Origin of the sequence: Nostoc sp. DedQUE02 (genome assembly GCF_034531035.1) — a bacterium.
Classification (GTDB): Bacteria; Cyanobacteriota; Cyanobacteriia; order Cyanobacteriales; family Nostocaceae; genus Nostoc.
In genome coordinates this window covers 226,924-246,412 of the sequence record NZ_JAVRBY020000005.1, presented here as the reverse complement: position 1 = coordinate 246,412, position 19,489 = coordinate 226,924, and the positions used below count along the sequence as shown (strand labels likewise).

Here is a 19,489-nt window from a genome sequence, read left to right as displayed (position 1 = left end):
TAAAACCTCTTGGCGCTAGCTTCTACCAAAGGGAGAAGCAACTGGCGTGCGGTTTCTAAGTCCCCTTTTAACTACCGAATGAGACGATGTTCTTCCCTAATTTGTTACTCATAGCCGATGATAATAAAACTAAGGTATTCAGACTTTATACTAATTTAAGCTTATGCTACGCCAAATCTCTTTGGGAACACTCGGTTTAACTATCGGCAGCATATTAACCATCATTGGCTTCATCGCCTATGCTGATAATAATGCCACACTCAATCTTGTCGGATTTTTTTACGGAATTCCTCTACTGTTGGGAGGATTGGCGCTGAAAGCCAATGAACTTAAGCCAGTACCCTTTACCCAAACTACGTCACCGTCAGCATTAATACTGCGCCAGCAGCAAGCAACTGAGACTCAAAATAAAATTCGCAAAGACATCACCCGATATTGTTACGGTCAAGATGCTCATCTAGATACAACACTTTCTTTTCTGGGTTTGAGTCCCACCGACGAGGAACGTCCTACAGTCACAGGGTTACGAGAAACGGAAGTCAATGGTAACTATGCCCTAATTTTAGAATTTGATTCACCACTAATACCTATTGAGGTGTGGCAAAAAAAGCAGGAAAAAATGACCAATTATTTTGGCCCTGGATTGGAGATTCAAATAACACAGCCAGCTGAAAATACAATTGAACTAGCGCTGATTAATACTCAACAAGAGTCCTTAGTCAGTAGTCAATAACAAAAATTATTGTTATCCAAACTCCATGCCTTTATCTACGATTTAGAACGTTGACTTTGAGAAGTCGACGTTCTAGGGGGCAAGTTTTGTTTAAGTAAGACATTATTTATAAAGTAAAAATAAAATTACTGTAACTTGTGTTGGCACTGATATTACGATATAATTTTTTCTCAAAAAATGATATAAGTGCCTAACATACCCTACTTAATATTTACTTTATAAATTGTCTCTAAGTAGCATTCCATGCTACCATAGGAATCCGCTTTAATTTCTGTTCGCGCAGCTTGGCATAGCCATACTGATTTGCGTAGACAGGGAATAGGCAAAGAGAAATAAGGCTTCCTAGTTCTACTGAGCTTTTTCACGCAATCAAATATGAGTCCTATAGCTATTAATTTATTTTTTGTGATTCTCTTAACGACTAAGTAAAAAGTTACTTTTCTAAACGAACTGCATACCACTGTAAATATTGCCCAGGGCCAATATCTAATTCGCAGGTAGTGTCGAGTAAATATTGTGCTTGAGCTTCTACAGTATCAAACTTTTGCAAATCTGGCGGCAAATCTTCGATTATGAGTTGTTTGAGAGTCGTTTGGAGCTTTTCTAATAATTCTGATAGTGTCAGAAATTGTTCTGGCTGATTTGTTTCTAAAACAACAAAATTATCCTGCTGATACATTAATGAGTCTGGCATTTTAAAGATTAGTGGTAAATAAATTGGGACTTTTTGGTAATAGGTTCCGTTTTTTGACTCAAAAAGATGACGATTTTATATGTTGTAAGCTAGTTATAGGATTTAGTTATTCAATATATTAAATTTAATTTAGTATATCTATACTCATATAATTTTAACTACTAAATTGGTATTTTTTTGAAGAAACAATCTATTTTTAGATAACTAGAGATACTGAATCGAATTAAATAAGAACTTTTACTTAATTTATTAACTTAGAGTCTCTAGATAATTAAACTTTACACTAAATTTAATATTAATCTTATGTAATTCTACTAAACCTCAGCAACCCTTGACAAATAAACTAAATAAACTTAAGTCAGGTAAGCTTAAAATTTAGTATTAGCTATCTTCTGAGCGCACCTTGGCAATTGCTTTACCCTGTTTGACTCAGTTTATAAACTAACTACAAAACTAAACACCTAAGGCGTGCAATTGCAATTCTCAAAAAAATTGCAATTTAACTTTAACAATTGGGAAATATAAAAGTAACATTTCCTCCCATAACCACAGCCGAACAAAAAGGTAACAATTACCTTCGTGTTCCAATTATAGATTGTCTATGCAACTTAGTTATCTACCGCTTGCTTGGCTCAAAAACATTGAGCAGTCCATTGTCAAAAAACAGTTGATTGTGAAGCTAGACACAGCTTTGCCACAAATCCTGACATTGATGAAAATAGCGATCGCCCCCATACGATTGAGTTGCACAGCCTTTTTCCGGATAGTCCCGCAACTGGAAGGCAACTCATGTCAGGCATAAGCCCATTTTCTGTTTCTAAGCAACCACCACTGATTTTAGTAGCTGATGATGACAAGACCATCCGAGTATTGTTGCGTAAAGCTATGGAACAAGAAGGTTATCGAGTGGTCGAGGTCAATGATGGTAAACAATGTTTAGATGCTTACGAGACTATCAAACCAGATATAGTTTTGCTAGATGCTGTAATGCCTGTGATGGATGGCTTTACCTGTTGTAAGCACTTACTCCAGATTGCCAGAAATAATTTAATCTCAGCCCTGGCAAACTTTGATACTGACTCGACCCTTAACAATACAGTCATTTCCAAAATATGGGAGCGTACTCCCATCTTGATGATCACATGCTTGGACGATGAGGAATCCGTAAACCGTGCTTTCGACGCCGGAGCAACTGATTATGTTACTAAGCCAATTCACTGGCCTGTATTGCGCCAGAGGTTGCGCCGACTGCTACAGCAAGCACAAGTATACAAACAATTAGAAGCGGCAAATGAAGCTTTGCATCACCTAGCCAATGTAGATGGCTTAACTGAATTGGCTAATCGTCGCCGCTTTGACGATTATCTTAATACTCAGTGGATTAATCTTGCACAAGAGGGATCTCCCTTGTCAATGATTCTGTGTGATATCGACTTTTTTAAATTTTATAACGATAGATATGGTCATCCGGCTGGGGATGTCTGTTTACAAAAGGTGGGTGCTGTCTTAAGCCTTAAGGCACAAAAACATCAGGATTTAGTAGCGCGTTATGGTGGCGAAGAATTTGCTGTGATTATGCCATACACCCCTGCATCTGGCGCAGTTCATGTTGCCGCAACGATACAAGCGGGAATCAAAGATTTGCAGATTGTTCATGACGGATCTATGGTGAGTCAGCACGTCACTTTGAGTATGGGTGTGGCAACAGTTGTCCCCACTTGGGAATCTTCACCTTCAGATTTGATTGTGCTGGCAGATAAAGCACTCTACCAAGCAAAGGCTGGGGGACGCGATCGCTTTGTCTCAAGTTCTTAGTTGTCATTTGTCATTACTAAGAAGGATAAACTGGCAGTGTGAAGTGAAACCATGCTCCGTTATTGGGGGCAGAGTCCACCCAAATTTGGCCATAGTGTGCCAAGACGATACGTTGGCATAGACAAAGACCAATGCCGTAACCTTCTGTACCTTCATCCCGTTGTAGGCGGAAGTGGTTTTCAAAGATGCGATCGCGATTCTCTACAGGAATACCAGGCCCGGTATCGCCAATACTAAACTGAACTTTTTGGGTAGTGCGGTGCAATCCGGCAATGCTAATCTTGCCACCTTCTGGGGTGTATTTGATGGCATTATCCAATAAATTCACTAACACTTGCCGGATGCGTTCTGGGTCAGCATATACATAAGGTAAATCATTGGGAATATCCGTTTCTACCTGTTGGGATTTGGCGGTGTAGCGATCGCACAATTCTTCTAAGACATCTAAGCACAGTTTACCTAGCTGTACTTTTTGTGGTAAGATTGGAAACTCTGTATCTTTGCCACGACCTACCTGCAAAAGGTCGGCAATCATCCGATCAATAACCTTAGTTTGATTACGGGCTTGTTTTAATAAATGCGCTGTCAAGGATGGTTTGAGGCGCTGAAATTGGCCTGTCTCTAAATTGTAGTTAGATTGGAGAGTTTCGATGGCGATCGCAGCAGCAGTTAGGGGATTGCGGAGATCGTGCGCCAGCATCCCAATTACCCGGTCTTTAAAGTGTAACTGCTCTTGGAGGTTATCTTTTTCCTGTTTTAAGCGAAAAATTTCGTCTGAGAGTCGAATTAGTTCAGCAGAAACAGCAACTGAACGGATAGTAGATTTGGGTGATGTCACTCTAGCAGTGTCGTCTATACGTTCTTGTAAGTCCTCTTGTAATTTCAAGTAAGCGTCTACAGCCGTTTGCCAGCGAGGCCACCAGTTTTTCAATTGCGCTATGATATTACTCCCTGCCAAAACCTGTCGTGGTTCGGGATGGATTTTGATTAAAGCTGGCGTTGCTACCAATTTAAAGTGTTCTGCTAAGTAAGGTTGTTGTCCAACATCAATAGTTTGAAGTTCAAAACTATACTCAGCCTGCAATTCTTTTAAGTAAGCACGTATTCGCTGTACTTGTTGGCGGGACTTGGGGCGTCCATCGACAAACAGTAACAGCTGGAGTGGAGCCTCAGAATAAATAGGCTGATCCTGGGAAACTTGCATGTAATCGTGTTTCAGCACTGGTAACAACCCGGTGACGCTTTACAGAAAGTAAAATGGACTGACGGTTGTCGATGGTCGTTGTTTTTTCTTCTTAATATCTATTTTAGATTTTCATACTCTTATCCGATCTGCGTTTTTGACATCAGATATATCTTTTTCAGCCTTTTGCTCGCTTTTGGTTAACTTCATCTCCAAGAAACACCCAAGTCTCTTGAATATAAGTCTTAATTTGCCCTGAATCAAAAATTTTCGCCAAAGCCAGGAGGTGAAAGGTTAATCTTATGCCAAATTAGCTAGAGCAGCACCATGTCAATTTGAGTACTCGCTTTGAACTAGTGATTACCCAATCAAACGCAGATGCTAATTGTATCTAATCTATCAGGAAGCTGTTAACTGTTCAGACCAAGTTGTAGAGGATTTTCTTAACCGCCAGTGAAGAAGATGAAGTGTTTTTTGCCTTTACCCTATCATTAACTAGGATTGGGAAAACAGCCATAGTTAACTATGTACTGCCTCTATAACTTCCGAAGCGCACCCTATGCCCAACTTTCCAAAAAGAACCCTTGCCCTATCCCAGAAGAACAGGAGATTGGTTATCTGAGGGAAAGCTTTAGATAACATCGAGGCGATGCCTACGGCGGTAAACTACGCACTTTTAGAGAAAGCACTCACTGCTTTCGAGGCTGCCAAGAAAATCTTGACTACAATCTTAAGTAGCACTTTCCTTAGAAAATCATTTAAAGATACTAGGGAAACTACTGCGACACTTGACTGCTTTATATATAACCCCAGTCGTCAAGAATAACGAACTTACGCGCTTGTTCCTGGAATTGCTTAACACTGGCATTTTTCAGCTATTGCCTTACTCAGCTTACCATCGTTCAGATGAATAATTTCCAGAATTGATTCTGAACCAGTGTTAGAGCGAACTTAATCTATTCCCCTCTTTGGATGAGGCTAAGGGGGGCTTTAGTCCTAGTTTATCACTTCATTTGCTTGGCGATCGCCTGAGTGCTAGTGTATGTAATCTGCCAGATTAATTTTGAGCTGTTCGTAGTGGCTGGCTCTAACCGCGATTTAAGAACTAAAGTGCTTAGTACGAACTCCCTTAACCTGCCATGAACCCTGTAGTAGAGTGCTATCTAGGATTATCAAAATCAGAAAACTCTTATATAGCAGGTATTCCAGGTTTATTTGGATTTTTTTCCGAAAATGTTAGTTTTTTATAATTTTAGGGAATTCTATAAATAAGCATGGGAATTATCAAAACCTAATGGCTGTAAAACGAAGACAATACGGTAGCTTTTGCTACCGTTTACTCATTTTTGGAGATATTATCTTCACCAACAGAGACATTTACGAAGAAGACGCCGTAAGTCGGTAGTGTCTTTTGGTGATTTGAAGAAGAATTCAGAAGTCAGAAGTCAGAATCAAGACGCTCGTTCCTCGCTAACTTCGATTCTCCCCGGCTTCTCTGCTTTCTCTTTGGTAATACCCAATCCCATTTAATGAACAGTCTGCGCTAGGGTAGGAATTGAAACTCAATTTGTGATTTCCTGTGCTTCCTTGTAAACGTCCAGCTGTATTTCTAATTTGGGCTGTTCTATTCACTTCCTTAACAGCCTGTGCTAACAGTCCAGTTGCCAAAAACCTAGAGCAATCTTTGGCGGCAGATCCGAAACTGCAAAGCAATCCAGTTGTCTTTGGAGAATCTCAAAGTAACCAACCACAAGTACAGCCAAAGGAATCAACAGTTCAGTTACCAGCTGATTTTCCAAAAGATATCCCCCTATATTCCAATGCCAAACTAGAGGAAGTTACACCTGCTAGCGGCTCAGAAAATAGAATCTCAACTCGCTGGTTGAGTTCTGACCCCAGCAATTTTATTGCTAGCTTTTATCGCAGCCAGTTTCAAACAAATAACTGGCAGATTTTACAACAGCCAACAGATGATGCGGGAGGCGCTTTTGAGGCACGTCGTAACGATTTGCTGTTGAAGGTTTCCATTCAACCGAAATCAGTCACCAACGCCACACCCAATCAACCGCAAACAGCCACTGAATTACTGATTGATTACGTACCGAATAGTACTGCAACGGCACAACCTACCCCAACTACTAGTTCTAACGAAACTACTAACGCCGTTCTTCAGCCAGGAAATCCACAGTTCATTGGCCCAGTACCACCCGCAAACTTGGCAGCACAACCACCAAGCACTGCTAATAACCAAACAATCCCGACAGCGACACCTGAATCTCAGGTATTCAACGATCTGAATAAAGCACCGCAAGAATGGCGGCAACACATCCAAGACTTGGCTACATTAGGTGTTTTGTCTTTAGAGCCAAAGACAACTAAGAACAACTCTCCTACCACAAATAACCAGTTTGAACCTGGTAAAATCGTGACTCATCGAGAATACGCTCGTTGGCTAATTGCTGCTAACAATGCTATGTATGCCAACAATCCAGCTAAACAGATTCGCTTGGCATCAGAAAGTACTCAACCAGCTTTTAGTGATGTGTCGGCAAAAGACCCTGATTTTCCAGTAATTCAGGGATTAGCCGAAGCTGGGTTAATTCCTAGTCCTTTGTCTGGAGATTCTACAGCAGTTTTATTTCGTCCTGATGCACCCCTAACGCGAGAACAGTTACTACTGTGGAAATTACCCTTAGATACTCGCCAAGCTTTACCCTCTGCTAACTTAGATACAGTCAAACAAACCTGGGGTTTTCAAGACGCAGCTCGAATTGACCCCAAGGCTTTAAGAGCAGTGTTGGCTGATTACCAGAATGGCGAACAATCGAATATTCGCCGGGTGTTTGGATATACGACTCTGTTTCAACCCAAAAAAACAGTAACTCGTGCTGAGGCTGCTACAGCTTTGTCGTACTTTGGCAGTCAGAGTGAGGGTGTATCGGCTACTGAGGCTTTGAAATTAAAGCGAAGTTAAAATAAAGGCAAGAGCCACAAAACTTGTAGCAACTTGACTCAACGCTGGCCGAAATTTTGTTAATTACTTTTAACATAAACCCCTAGAATTAGTTAAAGCAATGTCTAGGATGTTTACCGTATTCTGTTGAGGTTAGTCCGTCAATACCAAAAAATGGGCAATTTCCACCCGTTGGTATGTAAGATTCGCCATTTCTTTGTACAATAGCTAATTTTTATCAAGAAAATGTAAATCTTAGTATTTTCAGGGTTTTTACCTGTATTTAATAAACTTTTGAGGCATATTTAAGTAGAACAACGTAAATTCACTCACGTACTGAGTTTTGAAGTCAGTCAAAACACAAGTTGTCAAACTATCGCCACTTTTAAACAAATTTAAAATACCACGGGTAAAACGAATATGAAAAAACAAGCTGTAGCGGCAGGATTTGTTCTCTTATCTTTCATGTTGCCGACCAAAGCCTCAGCTGCGAGTTTTGATCAGCTTTTTGTATTTGGCGATAGTCTTTCTGATCCAGGCAATACATACAATGCTACTGGTAAAACATTTCCTCAAAGCCCACCTTACTTTGAAGGACGTTTTTCCAATGGGCCGCTCTGGGTAGAGTATCTAGGAGATCAGCTAGGGTTAAAGCCTGCTTTATTCACTACTATTCCTGCCACACCTCCTACCCAAGGAATAAACTTTGCTTTCGGTGGTGCTAGCTCTGGTTTAGATAATGCTGTTGTTCCCAATGTGGGATTACCGGGAGTGCTCAAACAAGTTCTTGGTTTTGCTGGAAATCTGCAAGCAAATAATCAAACTGCTGACCCAAATGCACTTTATACATTGTGGGGAGGTGCTAATGATTTCTTTTTTCTCAACCCTGAAGACTCGACCACACCAATCAGTAATATATCTCTGGCGTTGAATACTCTGGTAGGAGTCGGCGCGAAAAATATTTTGGTGTTTAACTTGTCTGATTTGGGACAAGTACCAGCAGCTAAAATCAACGGTCGCAACCCTGCAACCCTTAGCAAATCTACTAATGAATTTAACTTGGGTTTAGCAAAAACTGTGAGCGCTTTGAGCCAAAACCCGAATCTCAACATTATCTCGGTTGATACTTATTCTTTATTTAATCAGGCAAGTGCATTAGGTTTTACGAATGTAACCGAGTCTTGTCTCTCTAGACTAGATATATGTGACCCAGCTAACAACAAGTTTCTTCTCTGGGACGATTTCCACCCAACCACTGCTGCTCATAAGGTGATAGCAGATGCTGCACTGGCGGCGATTGAGGCGAAGTCTGTTCCTGAACCTGCGATAAACTTGGGAATTTTAGCTCTTGGTGCTTTTGGTGCAGTAGGAATCCTGAAGCGTCAACAAAAAAGGTCAGCACTTGTATCAGCAGGTCGGGTTGTTGATGCACAATTATCTCATACAACAGTTGAAAATTAAACTAACTGTATTGATGTGGGATTACGATCGCTTATTTGAAATTATTGAAGAATTGATCATGCACCATTCCCCTAGTGGTGCAGAAGCCGAGATTAATCAGTTGTTGATGCAACGATTTACAGCGCTGGGTGTAGAAGTTTGGTGTGATCGCGCCGATAATATTATTGCGAAGATTCCAGGGAAAAATCCAGACGGAGCGATTGCTATCACCGCACACAAGGACGAAATTGGCGCAATTGTCAAGAGTCTTGGCGATCAAGGTCGTGTCAAAGTCAGCAAACTCGGCGGTTCTTTCCCGTGGGTTTATGGCGAAGGCGTTGTCGATTTACTCGGAGATAACGAAACCATTAACGGTATTCTCAGCTTTGGTTCGCGCCATGTTTCTCACGAATCGCCCCAAAAAGTGCAGCAGGAAGATACTACTGTTAAGTGGGAAAATGCCTGGATAGAAACGAAGCTTACTGCAACTGAATTAGAAGCAGCTGGCATTCGACCTGGAACTAGAATGGTAATCGGCAAGCATCGCAAGCGTCCAATTCGGTTAAAGGATCATATTGCTGGTTACACTTTGGATAACAAAGCTTCTGTGGCGATTTTGCTAGCTTTGGCTGAAAATTTGAAACAGCCAGCTGTTGATGTTTATCTGGTGGCTTCAGCTAAAGAAGAAGTGGGGGCAATTGGGGCGCTATTTTTCACTCAAAATCAGCGTTTGGATGCGTTGATTGCTTTAGAAATTTGTCCATTATCTGAGGAATATCCTGTTAAAGATGGTAAAAGTCCTGTACTTTTATCTCAAGATGCCTATGGAATATATGATGAGGGACTAAATGGCCAATTGCGTCATAGTGCCAAGCAACTCGATATGCCAATCCAATTCACAACTCTGAGTGGATTCGGTAGCGATGCTTCGATTGCGATGAAATTTGGTCATGTTGGGCGTGCTGCTTGTTTGGCATTTCCTACCCAAAATACACATGGATATGAAATTGCTCATTTAGGAGCGATCGCTAACTGTATCGATTTGTTAAAAGCTTTCTGTGAAACTGAGTTTGAGTGATAATTCTAGGCATTTACTGGAAGGAGCGATCGCATATCAAGCACTAAAATAACATCACCAAATTCATAGTTTGTCATATTCTGCATCATCAGGGTTATCCCAGATTTTGAGCAGAACTGGTTCAGAAAGTTTTGCTGCTACAAAGGTAAGGCTATTGTCTGTATTTTGCAGATTCAGAGAATCAATAAAATCTTCAACTAACAAAACTTTTTCAGGAGGAAACTTTTGAATTTTTTCAAGTAGCCTTTGCTCTGAACTGCTATCAGCCTGCATTATTTAGATTCTCCTAACCTTGCCTGTATTGTTTGCTTTATGCATTCATTATAGTTTTTGGTTATCTCTAGCGATGAAGGCGATCGCTAATTGTATCGATTCTAGATTAAACATTAGATGTATAATTCCTGAATGTTCGTGTATTTATTTAAATGATTACCGTTACACCAGAAGAAATTAGTCAGTTTCGCAGTCAGTTGGCGGATAGTCCAGAGGCTTTAGCAGCTTTGGATGCCATAGAAGAGTGTAAGGGAAATCTGGAAGCAGCAGCGCAGTTAATTGCTGTTGAGACAACCGATGCAGAAGTTAGTTTGAGGGGAGATTCCAATTATTTAAAGAATTTAGCCCAAAAATTCAGCACAATCATCTGTCAGGAAGAATTTGACGAGTTGATGACGGGAGTATTGACAGCTGCGATCGCCACTCTAGCAGCAAGTGGTAATATTCCCGTAGCCTTGGCAACTCCAGTGGTAATTTATGTTGCCAAAATCGGTGTGAAGAAGTTTTGTGAAACTGCCAAACCTGAATCCTAAAGCCCCGTAGCTGTAAATCCTGCCCAGTAAAACGGTGCTGCAAAAGGGTGGGGTTTTTGCTTGCAGGTTCTTTTTAATATCGCTCTTGCCAGTGGACGCTTTTCTTCTGGGAGTTGAGCAAATATTTCTTCGATTTGTGGATGATATTTAACTAACAGTGCTTCAAATTCTTCTGTTGTTAAATTTCGCAACCACTGCTGTGCTTGATTGAGTGCTATGGAGACACTAGTTATTGTTTGCAGGTTTTCATAAAATTTCATCATCAAAAACGCTGTAGATAAATCGCTGACAGTCCACAAACTACTAACTACAGCTTTACTTCCAGCTAACAGAAAACCGCTAGGTAAACCAATATATTCGTCACTGGTATTTTTATAATCAATCAATCCAGTTTCGCACGCGGAAAGGGTGACGAGGCGACATTTTTGTAATTTGAGACTGAAGATTTTATCTAAGGTAAGACATTTGTCTAAATCGTGGGTTTCCCCTGTTCGTAAATTCAGATAACGTTCTGTATTTGGTTGTGAAAGTGTGTCAGCTACGGGTGCATTTGCCAAAATTAGGGCTGAATTACCAGGATTTATTAAGTTAAAATACCCATGACAGCTAAAGTGGGCGCAGTGGTAAGTATTTAAGTCAGTATTATTAATAGCTGTGAGTGTCGCTGCTGTTTTTTTCAGGACGTTGGAAGTATTAAAGTAGCGTTGAATAACTTGTACTTCCAAATTGGTGTAATTCAGGTCTTCTGTAGGATTTTGAATTGCAAATAGAGATTGAAAATCAGGGCGTTGTCGCTGTTGTACTTGTTGCAGTAGTTGACAACTGGGTGCATAACTCACACCACCAGCAAATAAATCCAGAAGATAAGACGAATTTTCCGAATTTTGATTTATTGGAATTGCATGAAGGGGGAATAAATGCAAGAAACGATGGGGAATTAGGATGAGTTTATCGCAGTGCTTTGGTATCTGGGTTAATATTTCATCAATGTGCAGAATCGAAGCTAATTCTTTGAGTGCTTCCCCTAAGCTATTGAGCCATTGGTCTTTTTGCTCGTAGTAGTTCTGTAAATATTGATTTATCCAATTTACCAAAGCTTGCAGGTCTTCTGGTTGGGATTGCCAAACAGTTACCTCTCCTTGTTTTATGACAATAAACGTCAGAATGTTATCGTTGAGAATATACCACTCAATAATGGCTGTATGCTCATTCAAAGTAGCTTGAAATGAGTCAAAATTAAAACCAGAACCAACGGGTAAGTAGCGGTCTTGTAATTCATTACGCTGCTGTCGTAACTCTTGGAGATGTTGTGCTAAAACTTTTGGATTTTCAGCTTTACCATTTTGGATTTGATATTGTCCTACGGCTATTTCATCCTTATATTGTTCTATTTGAGTAACAACATCTGGAGGAAAGATAGTTTTCAGGTCACGTGCGAGGATTTGTTCAACTAAATTGCGGTTTTTGCTACGCTCAACATATTCAATTGCTTTTATTATATTTCCTAATTCCAGGCAAACTTCTACTATGTGGCGATAAAGTTTGTTCCATTCTTCTGCTTGTTTGCGCTTGCTTTCATCGCCAGAAATAATTTCTCCACGTAACGATTCGACTATTGTGATGGCTGAATTAAAGGTTGTGTAAGCTTCAGTTAACTGTTGTGCTTCTTGGTAGATAATACCAATATTAGATAAAGTTGATGCATGGTTTTGCGGAAAGCTGGTGTGGGTGAATACTTCTAAAGCACTGGTACAGAATTCAATGGCTTTTTCCAAATTTTCTACTCTATCTCCTAGTATTCTTTGACGGTAAGCTTTCCCCAAATTATTTTGTATCATCGCCCATTGTTCTGGAAAATCAGTGCGACTAAATACTTCCAATGCAGCAGAAAAGATAGTGATAGCATTTTCAATATTTTCATTTCTATATACTTGATCTCTATCAAGCTTAACTCTATCAAGGTAAGCATTCCCCAAATTATTTTGCGTTATTGCCCATTCTTGTGGAAATTCAAAGCGAGTGTATATTTCTAAAGCTGCGGTATAAGCAATGATGGCATTTTCGATGTTCTCTTTATCTTTCCCTTGTCGTTCAAGGTAAGCATTTCCTAAATTATTTTGCACCATTGCCCATTCTGACGGTAATGTTGAGCGAGTTATAACTTCCAATGCTGCGGTATAAGCTTTAACGGCACATTCAACATTTTCAACCCTATTTCCTTTTACTCTGTAAAAATAAGCATTTCCTAAATTACTTTGCGTTATTGCCCATTCTTGTGGAAATTTAGAGCGGGTTATTATTTTTAATGAACTCTTAAAAGATTGGATAGCGTATTCTTGATTTTCTACTTTATCTCCTAGTATTCTCTGACAGTAAGCAATACCCAAATTATTCTGTACCATTGCCCACTGTAAGGTAAATATATTGGAATTAAACACATTAAGGGCTACTTTATAGCCAGCAATAGCAATTTCTATATTGTTGGGTTTATCTCCCAAAGGGAATTCTTGAATTAATTTACTTAAATCAACAATATCTGATGCAATACCCTTGCCTTCATCTAATTGTACTTGTCTCAGTTTATTTTCTGCCCAATCTCTAAATACTGTTGCAGAAATACTATTGAGTTTTTTGATATTTGCTCTAAGTATTGGGTAAACTACTTGCACCTTACCTATACTATCTGCTGTTACTTTCAGTGCTTGCTCTAAGAAATCTAACCATTCTTTTTTTGTAGCAGTCGATGATAATTTACTATAAACCCCAAGTTGTTGTCCTGCTATATTCATCAAACCATTAGCTTGGTCTAATTCGCCCTGCCTTAGTAGATTCCTTGCGATTTCCAGCATCTTTTGTACTAGACCAGCATCAATTAAATCTTGGTTTGCAGCCAAAATTTCTTGTACTTCATCGTCACTACGGCAATTCAACAGGCTTTGAATGAGGTTGAGATAGGCTTGCTGACGCTGTTCATTCATGGGCAAGGGTGTGAGACGCAACTAGATCATAAGAAAAATTCAACACCAACACCCTAAATTCCAGAAAAGTGTAGAATTTCATCACAAATGGATGTGTTTCTGACAATGAAAGAACCTTGTAGATGAGTGTTTTTTACTTGTGAACAGACAATAGACTGATTTTGCGGTAAGCGAAGCTATGCCGTTAGGCTTATCGCTTGATTTCCAAAAGATGCGATGGCTTAATTGTTGATGAACGCGTTGGCATAGCCCAACCCAGGAATTTCCCGGTTGAAGCACCTTGTCACCCGATTGAATGGTAGTTTCAGGTGACAAGAGAATGCGATCTTAAAAAATAACTGCGCTGATGATGTTTGGTATCATGTAAAAAAGTAGCCAGAGGAAAAAATGATTGGTACGAACATTTACATCAGTCAAGAACTTCAAGAATCTCTAATTAAAGCAGCAGCTTTACAACAAATTTCCGTTGAAGAATTAGCTTCTTCTATCTTGAAAGAAACTATCGCTGAAAAGGTTTCTAAAATTACCTATTCTTCTGAACATCAAACCAAATCTGCCGTTAATCCTCTCAGAGAAATGCAACCCTATGCTTATTTGGCAGACCCGAATGAACCCGTTATTTCTCCTGATGATTGGGAAATAAATCAGAATTTTGAAGTGAATGATTTTTGATTATTCTTGATACTCATATTTGGGTTTGGTGGAATCACAATGATTCTAGATTAACAGATAAGCACAATGAGTCCATAAATAGTGAAAGACCTCATGGTTTAGGTGTTTGCTCGATAAGTTTGTTAGAGATTAGCAGACTTGTTACCCAAAATAAGCTAATTCTTCCCTGTCCCATTGAAGAATGGTTTAATATTGCTTTGGCACAAGAGGGGGTAGTTCTTCTGTCAATCACTCCCCAAATTGCCATTGATTGCTACTCGCTTCCAGGAAATTTTCATAAAGATCCAGCCGATAGAATTATCGTTTCAACAGCAAGAATCTATGATGTTCCTTTAGTAAGCGTGGATGAAAAAATACTTGCTTATTCTTATGTAAAAACAATTCTCCCCTGAAGGGATTGGCAATTGGCAAAGCTTTTGTAGGGATGCAAGTAGCAGTTTCAGGTGAGAAAAGGAGCGATCGCTTCATCAATCTCGGTACGATGGGCAGTGTAAAAACCCAGTGCGTCATTAGACTTTTTGGCATTTGTAGGGAAAAGGGTAAGGGGGAAAGGGTAAAGGAAAAATAAAAACCTTTCCCCTTTTCCCACCCATTGTGCAAAAATTACTTTTGCAAGAGGTCTATTGACTTTTTCATTACTTGTTTTATCTTAAGCGATCGCCCACTACCAGTTTCAGTTAAAAAGAGGATGAATGCGATGCTTACGGTGGGCTACGCCAACGCATTTATCGATTTTGAGTACCCAATTGCTATTTCGGAGTACCCAATTACTATTTCGGAGTACCCAATTACTATTTCGGAGTACCCAATTACTATTTCGGAGTACCCAATTGCTATTTCGGAGTACCCAATTGCTATTTCGGAGTACCCAATTGCTATTTCGGAGTACCCAATTACTATTTCGGAGTACTCATTTATTGATTTTGTGATTACTGTTGCTAATTATACTTATTCTCAAACAACAAATTGATATAAAAAATGAGTAAAAATACGGCTAAATTCGTAATTATTTCGTTGAACTTTTAATGAAATAAATCCACAAAACTACCCATCTCAGGCAAAAGCATACTCCACTATGTTGAAAAAGGAATTATTAAAAAAGGATGTGTTATGTCTTTAAAAACTCGTGGTTCTGCTGCTGTTGACAAAGCCCAACTTCGTCTCGCCTTGCTTAAATCTATTGATGAAAATCTGGATTTAGGACATGGGTTAACTATTGAAGCCTACAACCACTTAATCAATACTACCCGTGCAATGGTAGAAGCTAATAATACGCTGGTGTCCAATCTGGAAGAATCGCGTAAAACAGTAACCCAGATGGATAAAGCTCTCTCCGAAATGTCTGAACGAATGCTAAGTGGAGTTGCAACTGTCTACGGCAAAAACAGTATAGAGTATTCTAAGGCTGGCGGCTCTAATCGAAGACGAAGTAAACAATCTAGTTCAAAAGTTACTCCAGTTGTAGCGGTTCTTACTACTCAACCTACTCAAGCTGCAATTGCCAATGCGTCAACTAACGGTAACGGCACAACTCCTTTGCTGCAATAATCCACCTGGCTTGAAAATAGGAGTAGAGGTGTTAAATCAGTCAACAGTAAACAGTCAGAGTGATTTAGTGAATTATTTAGTAAATCTATCTCAGTATAATTGAGAAAATTAAGCGATCGCCCTCTGTCAATAACCTGCGATCCGCTTGATTTTCAAAAAGACGCGTAGGCGTAGCCCAACCCAAGCATCGCTACTTACTTTACAGCAGTCTTGGTTTTGTTGCTCTAACACCACATTGAAGATTATAAATCCTCTTCCCAAGCAATATCGGCAAATGTCCAAGCCGCACTGAGACTGTCTTAGCTCAACCAAATTAGGTAACACCAACTCCAGCAACAGCGATCGCAAGCATTACTATAAAATCGACCTATAACAATACCCCAGTCAGTAATGTGTTACCGACGACAGATAATTAATCACTGTACAACTTATGTCAAACTAGATTATTGAGCAATACTTTTATCAAAGCCGATGATGGGATTTGAACCCACGGCCTGCTGATTACGAATCAGCTGCTCTACCACTGAGCCACATCGGCGTACACAATCTAAGAGTATAACATGATTTAGTCATGGTAGATCAAAATTCTAAAAATCGCCTTAATCCTGAACAGTATGCCAGCCTCAAAGCAGAAATAGCCGCTCCTTATCGCGGCTTACGACAATTTTTCTACATTGCTTTCGGTGCTTCTGGGTCACTCGGTGCATTCGTCTTTTTCTTCCAAGTGCTTGCCGGACGCAATGTTGAGAGTGCTTTGCCTAGTTTAGCTCTCCAATTAGGAATAGTTGCGCTAATGGTCTTTCTCTGGCGCTGGGAACAGCGTCGGCAAGAACGCTCCCAATCGGGTAAAAATCCTAATTTCTGAAGGGAGAAACTTTAGCTGTTAATTTCTTACTGCTTTCTTTTGATAAGTAAGTGGACACAATTATTTATAAGACGCATTTCGACTTCGCTCAATGCTCGATAGCTTGACTTAAAGAGGGTTGAGCGACTTGCCCTGAGCGGAGTCGAAGGGAGTCGAAACCCGGCAATGTCAAGTTAGGTTTAATTTAGTCCTTCTACTTATATAGCAATCCGATTTGATTTCTAAATTTATTTGCGTAGATAGGGAAGAGGCAATAGGCAATAGGGAAGAAGTCTCTTTGAGTTGTACTGAATTTTTTCAGAAATCAAATATTATTCCTATAGCAGTCCTAAATCATTTGTGAAAATTATATATCTCTTTCTTTTTTCTTGTCTTTGCGTCTTTTGCGTCCTTCTCTAAGGAGACGCTACGCTTTGGCGGAAGCCTTTGGTAGAGATGGCGGTTCGTTTCCTTATCTATATTTTTTACGACTCATTTAGGATTGCTATATATCATATCGTCAAATTTATTAATGCTTTGATGAAGAATAAAATATCAAAAGAGAAAAAATAAAAAAATTATTAGGAAATTCCAAAAAGCAAAAATTTCTGAGAAACTAGAAATCGTTGAAACGGGGTCAGCCAATATAAAGACCCTGACCATAAAACAAATCACATTCAAATGGGGTCATCTATATTTAAAGACCCCAAATTTTATCTTTAAAAAACCCTAAAAGTAAAAAACCATTATATTGTAAGCGCCAGACTAATAATTTGTTAGTCTGGCGCTTTCAATTTGCTAACTAGGCATTTACTGAACTGTTACCAAATAGGATGAAGGAATTGGTTGAGCACGTCCAGCATTGACAAGTGCCTGGTAAACAAAGGCAGCAACTTCGGCTCTAGTCGCTTGACGATTAGGATTGAGTTGCTTCGCTGTGGGATAGTTGATCACTAGTTGCCGTGCAGTTGCCGCCGCAACAGGAGCGATCGCATAATTAGGAATTTGGGCAGCATCGGTGTAAAAGGAAATGATATTCTGATTATTCGCAGTTAAGCCCAAACCATTAGCTAAAGAGACTAACGCCTGCACTCTAGGAATTTGCTGCTGTGGCTTAAAAGTGCCATCGGGATAACCAGAAACAAATTGACTCTGGTAAGCAGATTGAATGGCAGCGTAAGCCCAGAAATTGCTTGCTACATCCTTAAATTTAATTGCTGGGCGTTTAACTGCTGGCGTTAGAGCTTTAGTGACAATAGTGGCGAATTGAGCGCGAGTTACAGGTTCATTGGGTTTAAAGCTGCCATCAGGAAAGCCTGCAATAATATTTTGGGAAGCTAGAGCTTCGATGTAGGTTTTTGCCCAGTAATTTGCTGGTACATCTTTAAAAGCAACAGCTCCTCCAGGCGGTACATCAACACTGGCGGCAACAAAATCTACTGAGCCAAAAATCTTTTTCTGATCGATATCGTTGCCAACAGCGACAATTTTACTGGTTTTGGTGGCGTTGTTCACATCATAACGAGTGTTATTGCGAATAAGATTGCCACCAGGACTTTCGTTGGTGCCAAGGTCGGGTGAAGCGTTGACAGTCGCTACTACTCCATCCCGCTTATTATTTTGAATGACATTCTTACGCAATACGGGCTTCGCTGACTCTGAGATAAAAAGACCGTCTTGGTTTTCGATAATTTGGTTTTCTACAACTAGAGGTGTGGAAGTGCCACCAATCGCCAGACCAAAACCAGTATCCTGAAATAAATTATTGCGAATTTCTCCTTGGGCAGTTCTCGCAACTGAAATCCCATTCCCTTTGTTTTGCACAAAGAGATTACCTTCGATTCTGGGATTGCCTGTACCCGTAACAAAAACGCCTTCTCTAACACTGTTAGTAAAAGTACTGTTTTTGATAGTTGGATTAGTTGACTCTACCCACACAGCCGTACCCCGGCTATTTGGGTTGGTGACGCTGACACCTGCGATCGTGGTATCTTGCTCGGCCAGGATGGTAATGTCTTGTCTGGCAAAAGTGCGACTAGTGTAGAAACCTCCACCAGTAATTAATATCGCCTGACCTTTAGTAGCTTCATCACCCCGCAGTGTCACCCCTGCTTTAAGTAACAGGGGGAAGGTTTCGCCACTTTCTTGGTTATAGTTCCCAGGTGCTAATTGAATCACTGCACCTGTTTGGGCTTGACTGAGAGCAAAACTGATGCTTTTATAGGGTGCTGCTGAGGTTGCACCAGCACCAGTCCTATCTGCACCAGTTGCTGGATTAACGTAGATCGTTGCGGCTGTTACGGGAGCTTGTGCTGTGATTGGGGCGATACTTTCTGAGTGACTAGCACCAGCATTAACCTCACCCGATAGTAGTATTGAACCACTAGAAACAACAAGCATTGCCGTGAGTCCGGCTCCCACGCGTAAAGTATATCTAAGATGACTGCTAGAAAGAAAGCGGAAATTTTTTGCTAAAGAAATGTGAAAGCCCCGATATTTCATTTTTTGAGTCTGTGATGTGCTGAATTACGGTATGTCGAACAAGGTTAAAGATAACACCGTTGTAGCTGCTCTAAAACCCATGCAAAACTATACTGGATGATTAGCACTGATTCAGCTAAATTCCTTAGAGAGGTTACAGAACTTATACATTAGTTATATTGTGTTATTCAGAAAATTTTCTTAGGGGCACTATGGGGATGAAGCGATTTTTTAGTATTCCCTAAAGCTAGATGCTGCAACTAC

Annotated in this window: 16 protein-coding genes and 1 tRNA gene; 11 read left to right on the top strand and 6 right to left on the bottom strand. The window is 40.0% G+C overall.

Going from position 1 to position 19,489, the window contains the following annotated elements; all coding sequences use genetic code 11:
• Positions 1 to 163: 163 nt before the first annotated feature.
• Positions 164 to 733 (top strand): DUF2854 domain-containing protein, encoded by a 570-nt coding sequence (locus tag RMX98_RS07705; protein WP_322677368.1) that lies wholly within the window; start codon positions 164 to 166, stop codon positions 731 to 733.
• A 433-nt stretch (positions 734 to 1,166) separates the two neighbouring features.
• Here RMX98_RS07705 and RMX98_RS07700 read toward each other — a convergent pair whose 3' ends face one another.
• On the bottom strand, positions 1,167 to 1,427 hold the full coding sequence (locus RMX98_RS07700) for a chlororespiratory reduction protein 7 (RefSeq protein WP_322677367.1): 261 nt from the start codon (positions 1,425 to 1,427) through the stop codon (positions 1,167 to 1,169).
• A gap of 601 nt (positions 1,428 to 2,028) precedes the next feature.
• On the opposite strand from RMX98_RS07700, the gene RMX98_RS07695 reads away from it, so the two are divergent.
• Together RMX98_RS07695 and RMX98_RS07690 are read left to right on the top strand one after the other, a co-directional pair.
• Positions 2,029 to 2,229, top strand: coding sequence for a hypothetical protein (locus tag RMX98_RS07695; RefSeq protein WP_322677366.1), 201 nt, complete (start codon positions 2,029 to 2,031; stop codon positions 2,227 to 2,229).
• A complete protein-coding gene (locus RMX98_RS07690; RefSeq protein WP_322677365.1) occupies positions 2,217 to 3,242 on the top strand; it encodes a PleD family two-component system response regulator in 1,026 nt (341 codons plus the stop codon). The genes RMX98_RS07695 and RMX98_RS07690 overlap by 13 nt, the downstream gene beginning before the upstream one ends.
• A 16-nt stretch (positions 3,243 to 3,258) precedes the next feature.
• Here RMX98_RS07690 and RMX98_RS07685 read toward each other — a convergent pair whose 3' ends face one another.
• Positions 3,259 to 4,464, bottom strand: a complete 1,206-nt coding sequence (locus RMX98_RS07685; RefSeq protein WP_322677364.1) for a histidine kinase — start codon at positions 4,462 to 4,464, stop codon at positions 3,259 to 3,261.
• A 1,540-nt stretch (positions 4,465 to 6,004) separates the two neighbouring features.
• Here RMX98_RS07685 and RMX98_RS07680 point away from each other — a divergent pair.
• The 3 genes from RMX98_RS07680 (at position 6,005) to RMX98_RS07670 (ending at position 9,896) form a co-directional block, all read left to right on the top strand.
• Entirely contained in the window at positions 6,005 to 7,399 is a 1,395-nt protein-coding gene (locus RMX98_RS07680; RefSeq protein ID WP_322677363.1) for an S-layer homology domain-containing protein, read from the top strand.
• Between the two features lie 399 nt (positions 7,400 to 7,798).
• Positions 7,799 to 8,839: an SGNH/GDSL hydrolase family protein gene (locus RMX98_RS07675; RefSeq protein ID WP_322677362.1), complete on the top strand. Its 1,041-nt coding sequence runs from the start codon at positions 7,799 to 7,801 to the stop codon at positions 8,837 to 8,839.
• Between the two features lie 13 nt (positions 8,840 to 8,852).
• The gene (locus tag RMX98_RS07670; RefSeq protein WP_322677495.1) at positions 8,853 to 9,896 is read left to right on the top strand and encodes a M42 family peptidase; all 1,044 of its coding nucleotides are present in this window, start codon (positions 8,853 to 8,855) and stop codon (positions 9,894 to 9,896) included.
• A gap of 63 nt (positions 9,897 to 9,959) precedes the next feature.
• On the opposite strand, the gene RMX98_RS07665 is transcribed toward RMX98_RS07670, so the two are convergent.
• The gene (locus RMX98_RS07665; RefSeq protein WP_322677361.1) at positions 9,960 to 10,169 is read right to left on the bottom strand and encodes a toxin-antitoxin system, antitoxin component, Xre family protein; all 210 of its coding nucleotides are present in this window, start codon (positions 10,167 to 10,169) and stop codon (positions 9,960 to 9,962) included.
• 152 nt (positions 10,170 to 10,321) lie between these two features.
• Here RMX98_RS07665 and RMX98_RS07660 point away from each other — a divergent pair, with 152 nt between their 5' ends.
• Positions 10,322 to 10,702, top strand: a complete 381-nt coding sequence (locus RMX98_RS07660; RefSeq protein WP_322677360.1) for a hypothetical protein — start codon at positions 10,322 to 10,324, stop codon at positions 10,700 to 10,702.
• On the opposite strand, the gene RMX98_RS07655 is transcribed toward RMX98_RS07660, so the two are convergent.
• A complete protein-coding gene (locus RMX98_RS07655) occupies positions 10,699 to 13,680 on the bottom strand; it encodes a CHAT domain-containing tetratricopeptide repeat protein (RefSeq protein ID WP_322677359.1) in 2,982 nt (993 codons plus the stop codon). The genes RMX98_RS07660 and RMX98_RS07655 overlap by 4 nt on opposite strands.
• 387 nt (positions 13,681 to 14,067) lie before the next feature.
• Between RMX98_RS07655 and RMX98_RS07650 the strand changes: the two genes are divergently transcribed.
• The 3 genes from RMX98_RS07650 to RMX98_RS07640 all read left to right on the top strand — a co-directional run bounded on the left by RMX98_RS07650 (position 14,068) and on the right by RMX98_RS07640 (position 15,900).
• Positions 14,068 to 14,352 carry a hypothetical protein gene (locus RMX98_RS07650; RefSeq protein WP_322677358.1) on the top strand — a complete coding sequence of 95 codons (285 nt, stop codon included), beginning with the start codon at positions 14,068 to 14,070 and terminating at the stop codon, positions 14,350 to 14,352.
• Entirely contained in the window at positions 14,349 to 14,744 is a 396-nt protein-coding gene (locus RMX98_RS07645; RefSeq protein WP_322677357.1) for a type II toxin-antitoxin system VapC family toxin, read from the top strand. The genes RMX98_RS07650 and RMX98_RS07645 overlap by 4 nt, the downstream gene beginning before the upstream one ends.
• A gap of 718 nt (positions 14,745 to 15,462) precedes the next feature.
• The gene (locus RMX98_RS07640) at positions 15,463 to 15,900 is read left to right on the top strand and encodes a hypothetical protein (protein WP_322677356.1); all 438 of its coding nucleotides are present in this window, start codon (positions 15,463 to 15,465) and stop codon (positions 15,898 to 15,900) included.
• 466 nt (positions 15,901 to 16,366) lie between these two features.
• Here RMX98_RS07640 and RMX98_RS07635 read toward each other — a convergent pair.
• Positions 16,367 to 16,438, bottom strand: a tRNA-Thr gene (locus RMX98_RS07635).
• A 33-nt stretch (positions 16,439 to 16,471) separates the two neighbouring features.
• On the opposite strand from RMX98_RS07635, the gene RMX98_RS07630 reads away from it, so the two are divergent.
• Positions 16,472 to 16,765 (top strand): DUF3493 domain-containing protein, encoded by a 294-nt coding sequence (locus tag RMX98_RS07630; protein WP_322677355.1) that lies wholly within the window; start codon positions 16,472 to 16,474, stop codon positions 16,763 to 16,765.
• A gap of 789 nt (positions 16,766 to 17,554) precedes the next feature.
• On the opposite strand, the gene RMX98_RS07625 is transcribed toward RMX98_RS07630, so the two are convergent.
• Positions 17,555 to 19,246 (bottom strand): DUF1565 domain-containing protein, encoded by a 1,692-nt coding sequence (locus RMX98_RS07625; protein WP_322677354.1) that lies wholly within the window; start codon positions 19,244 to 19,246, stop codon positions 17,555 to 17,557.
• Positions 19,247 to 19,489 lie beyond the last annotated feature (243 nt).

Coding starts and splice junctions, on each gene's coding strand:
- RMX98_RS07705 (WP_322677368.1), top strand. CDS start 164: ATGCTACGCCAAATCTCTTTGGGAACACTCGGTTTAACTATCGGCAGC.
- RMX98_RS07700 (WP_322677367.1), bottom strand. CDS start 1,427: ATGCCAGACTCATTAATGTATCAGCAGGATAATTTTGTTGTTTTAGAA.
- RMX98_RS07695 (WP_322677366.1), top strand. CDS start 2,029: ATGCAACTTAGTTATCTACCGCTTGCTTGGCTCAAAAACATTGAGCAG.
- RMX98_RS07690 (WP_322677365.1), top strand. CDS start 2,217: ATGTCAGGCATAAGCCCATTTTCTGTTTCTAAGCAACCACCACTGATT.
- RMX98_RS07675 (WP_322677362.1), top strand. CDS start 7,799: ATGAAAAAACAAGCTGTAGCGGCAGGATTTGTTCTCTTATCTTTCATG.
- RMX98_RS07670 (WP_322677495.1), top strand. CDS start 8,853: ATGTGGGATTACGATCGCTTATTTGAAATTATTGAAGAATTGATCATG.
- RMX98_RS07665 (WP_322677361.1), bottom strand. CDS start 10,169: ATGCAGGCTGATAGCAGTTCAGAGCAAAGGCTACTTGAAAAAATTCAA.
- RMX98_RS07660 (WP_322677360.1), top strand. CDS start 10,322: ATGATTACCGTTACACCAGAAGAAATTAGTCAGTTTCGCAGTCAGTTG.
- RMX98_RS07655 (WP_322677359.1), bottom strand. CDS start 13,680: ATGAATGAACAGCGTCAGCAAGCCTATCTCAACCTCATTCAAAGCCTG.
- RMX98_RS07650 (WP_322677358.1), top strand. CDS start 14,068: ATGATTGGTACGAACATTTACATCAGTCAAGAACTTCAAGAATCTCTA.
- RMX98_RS07640 (WP_322677356.1), top strand. CDS start 15,463: ATGTCTTTAAAAACTCGTGGTTCTGCTGCTGTTGACAAAGCCCAACTT.
- RMX98_RS07630 (WP_322677355.1), top strand. CDS start 16,472: ATGGTAGATCAAAATTCTAAAAATCGCCTTAATCCTGAACAGTATGCC.
- RMX98_RS07625 (WP_322677354.1), bottom strand. CDS start 19,246: ATGAAATATCGGGGCTTTCACATTTCTTTAGCAAAAAATTTCCGCTTT.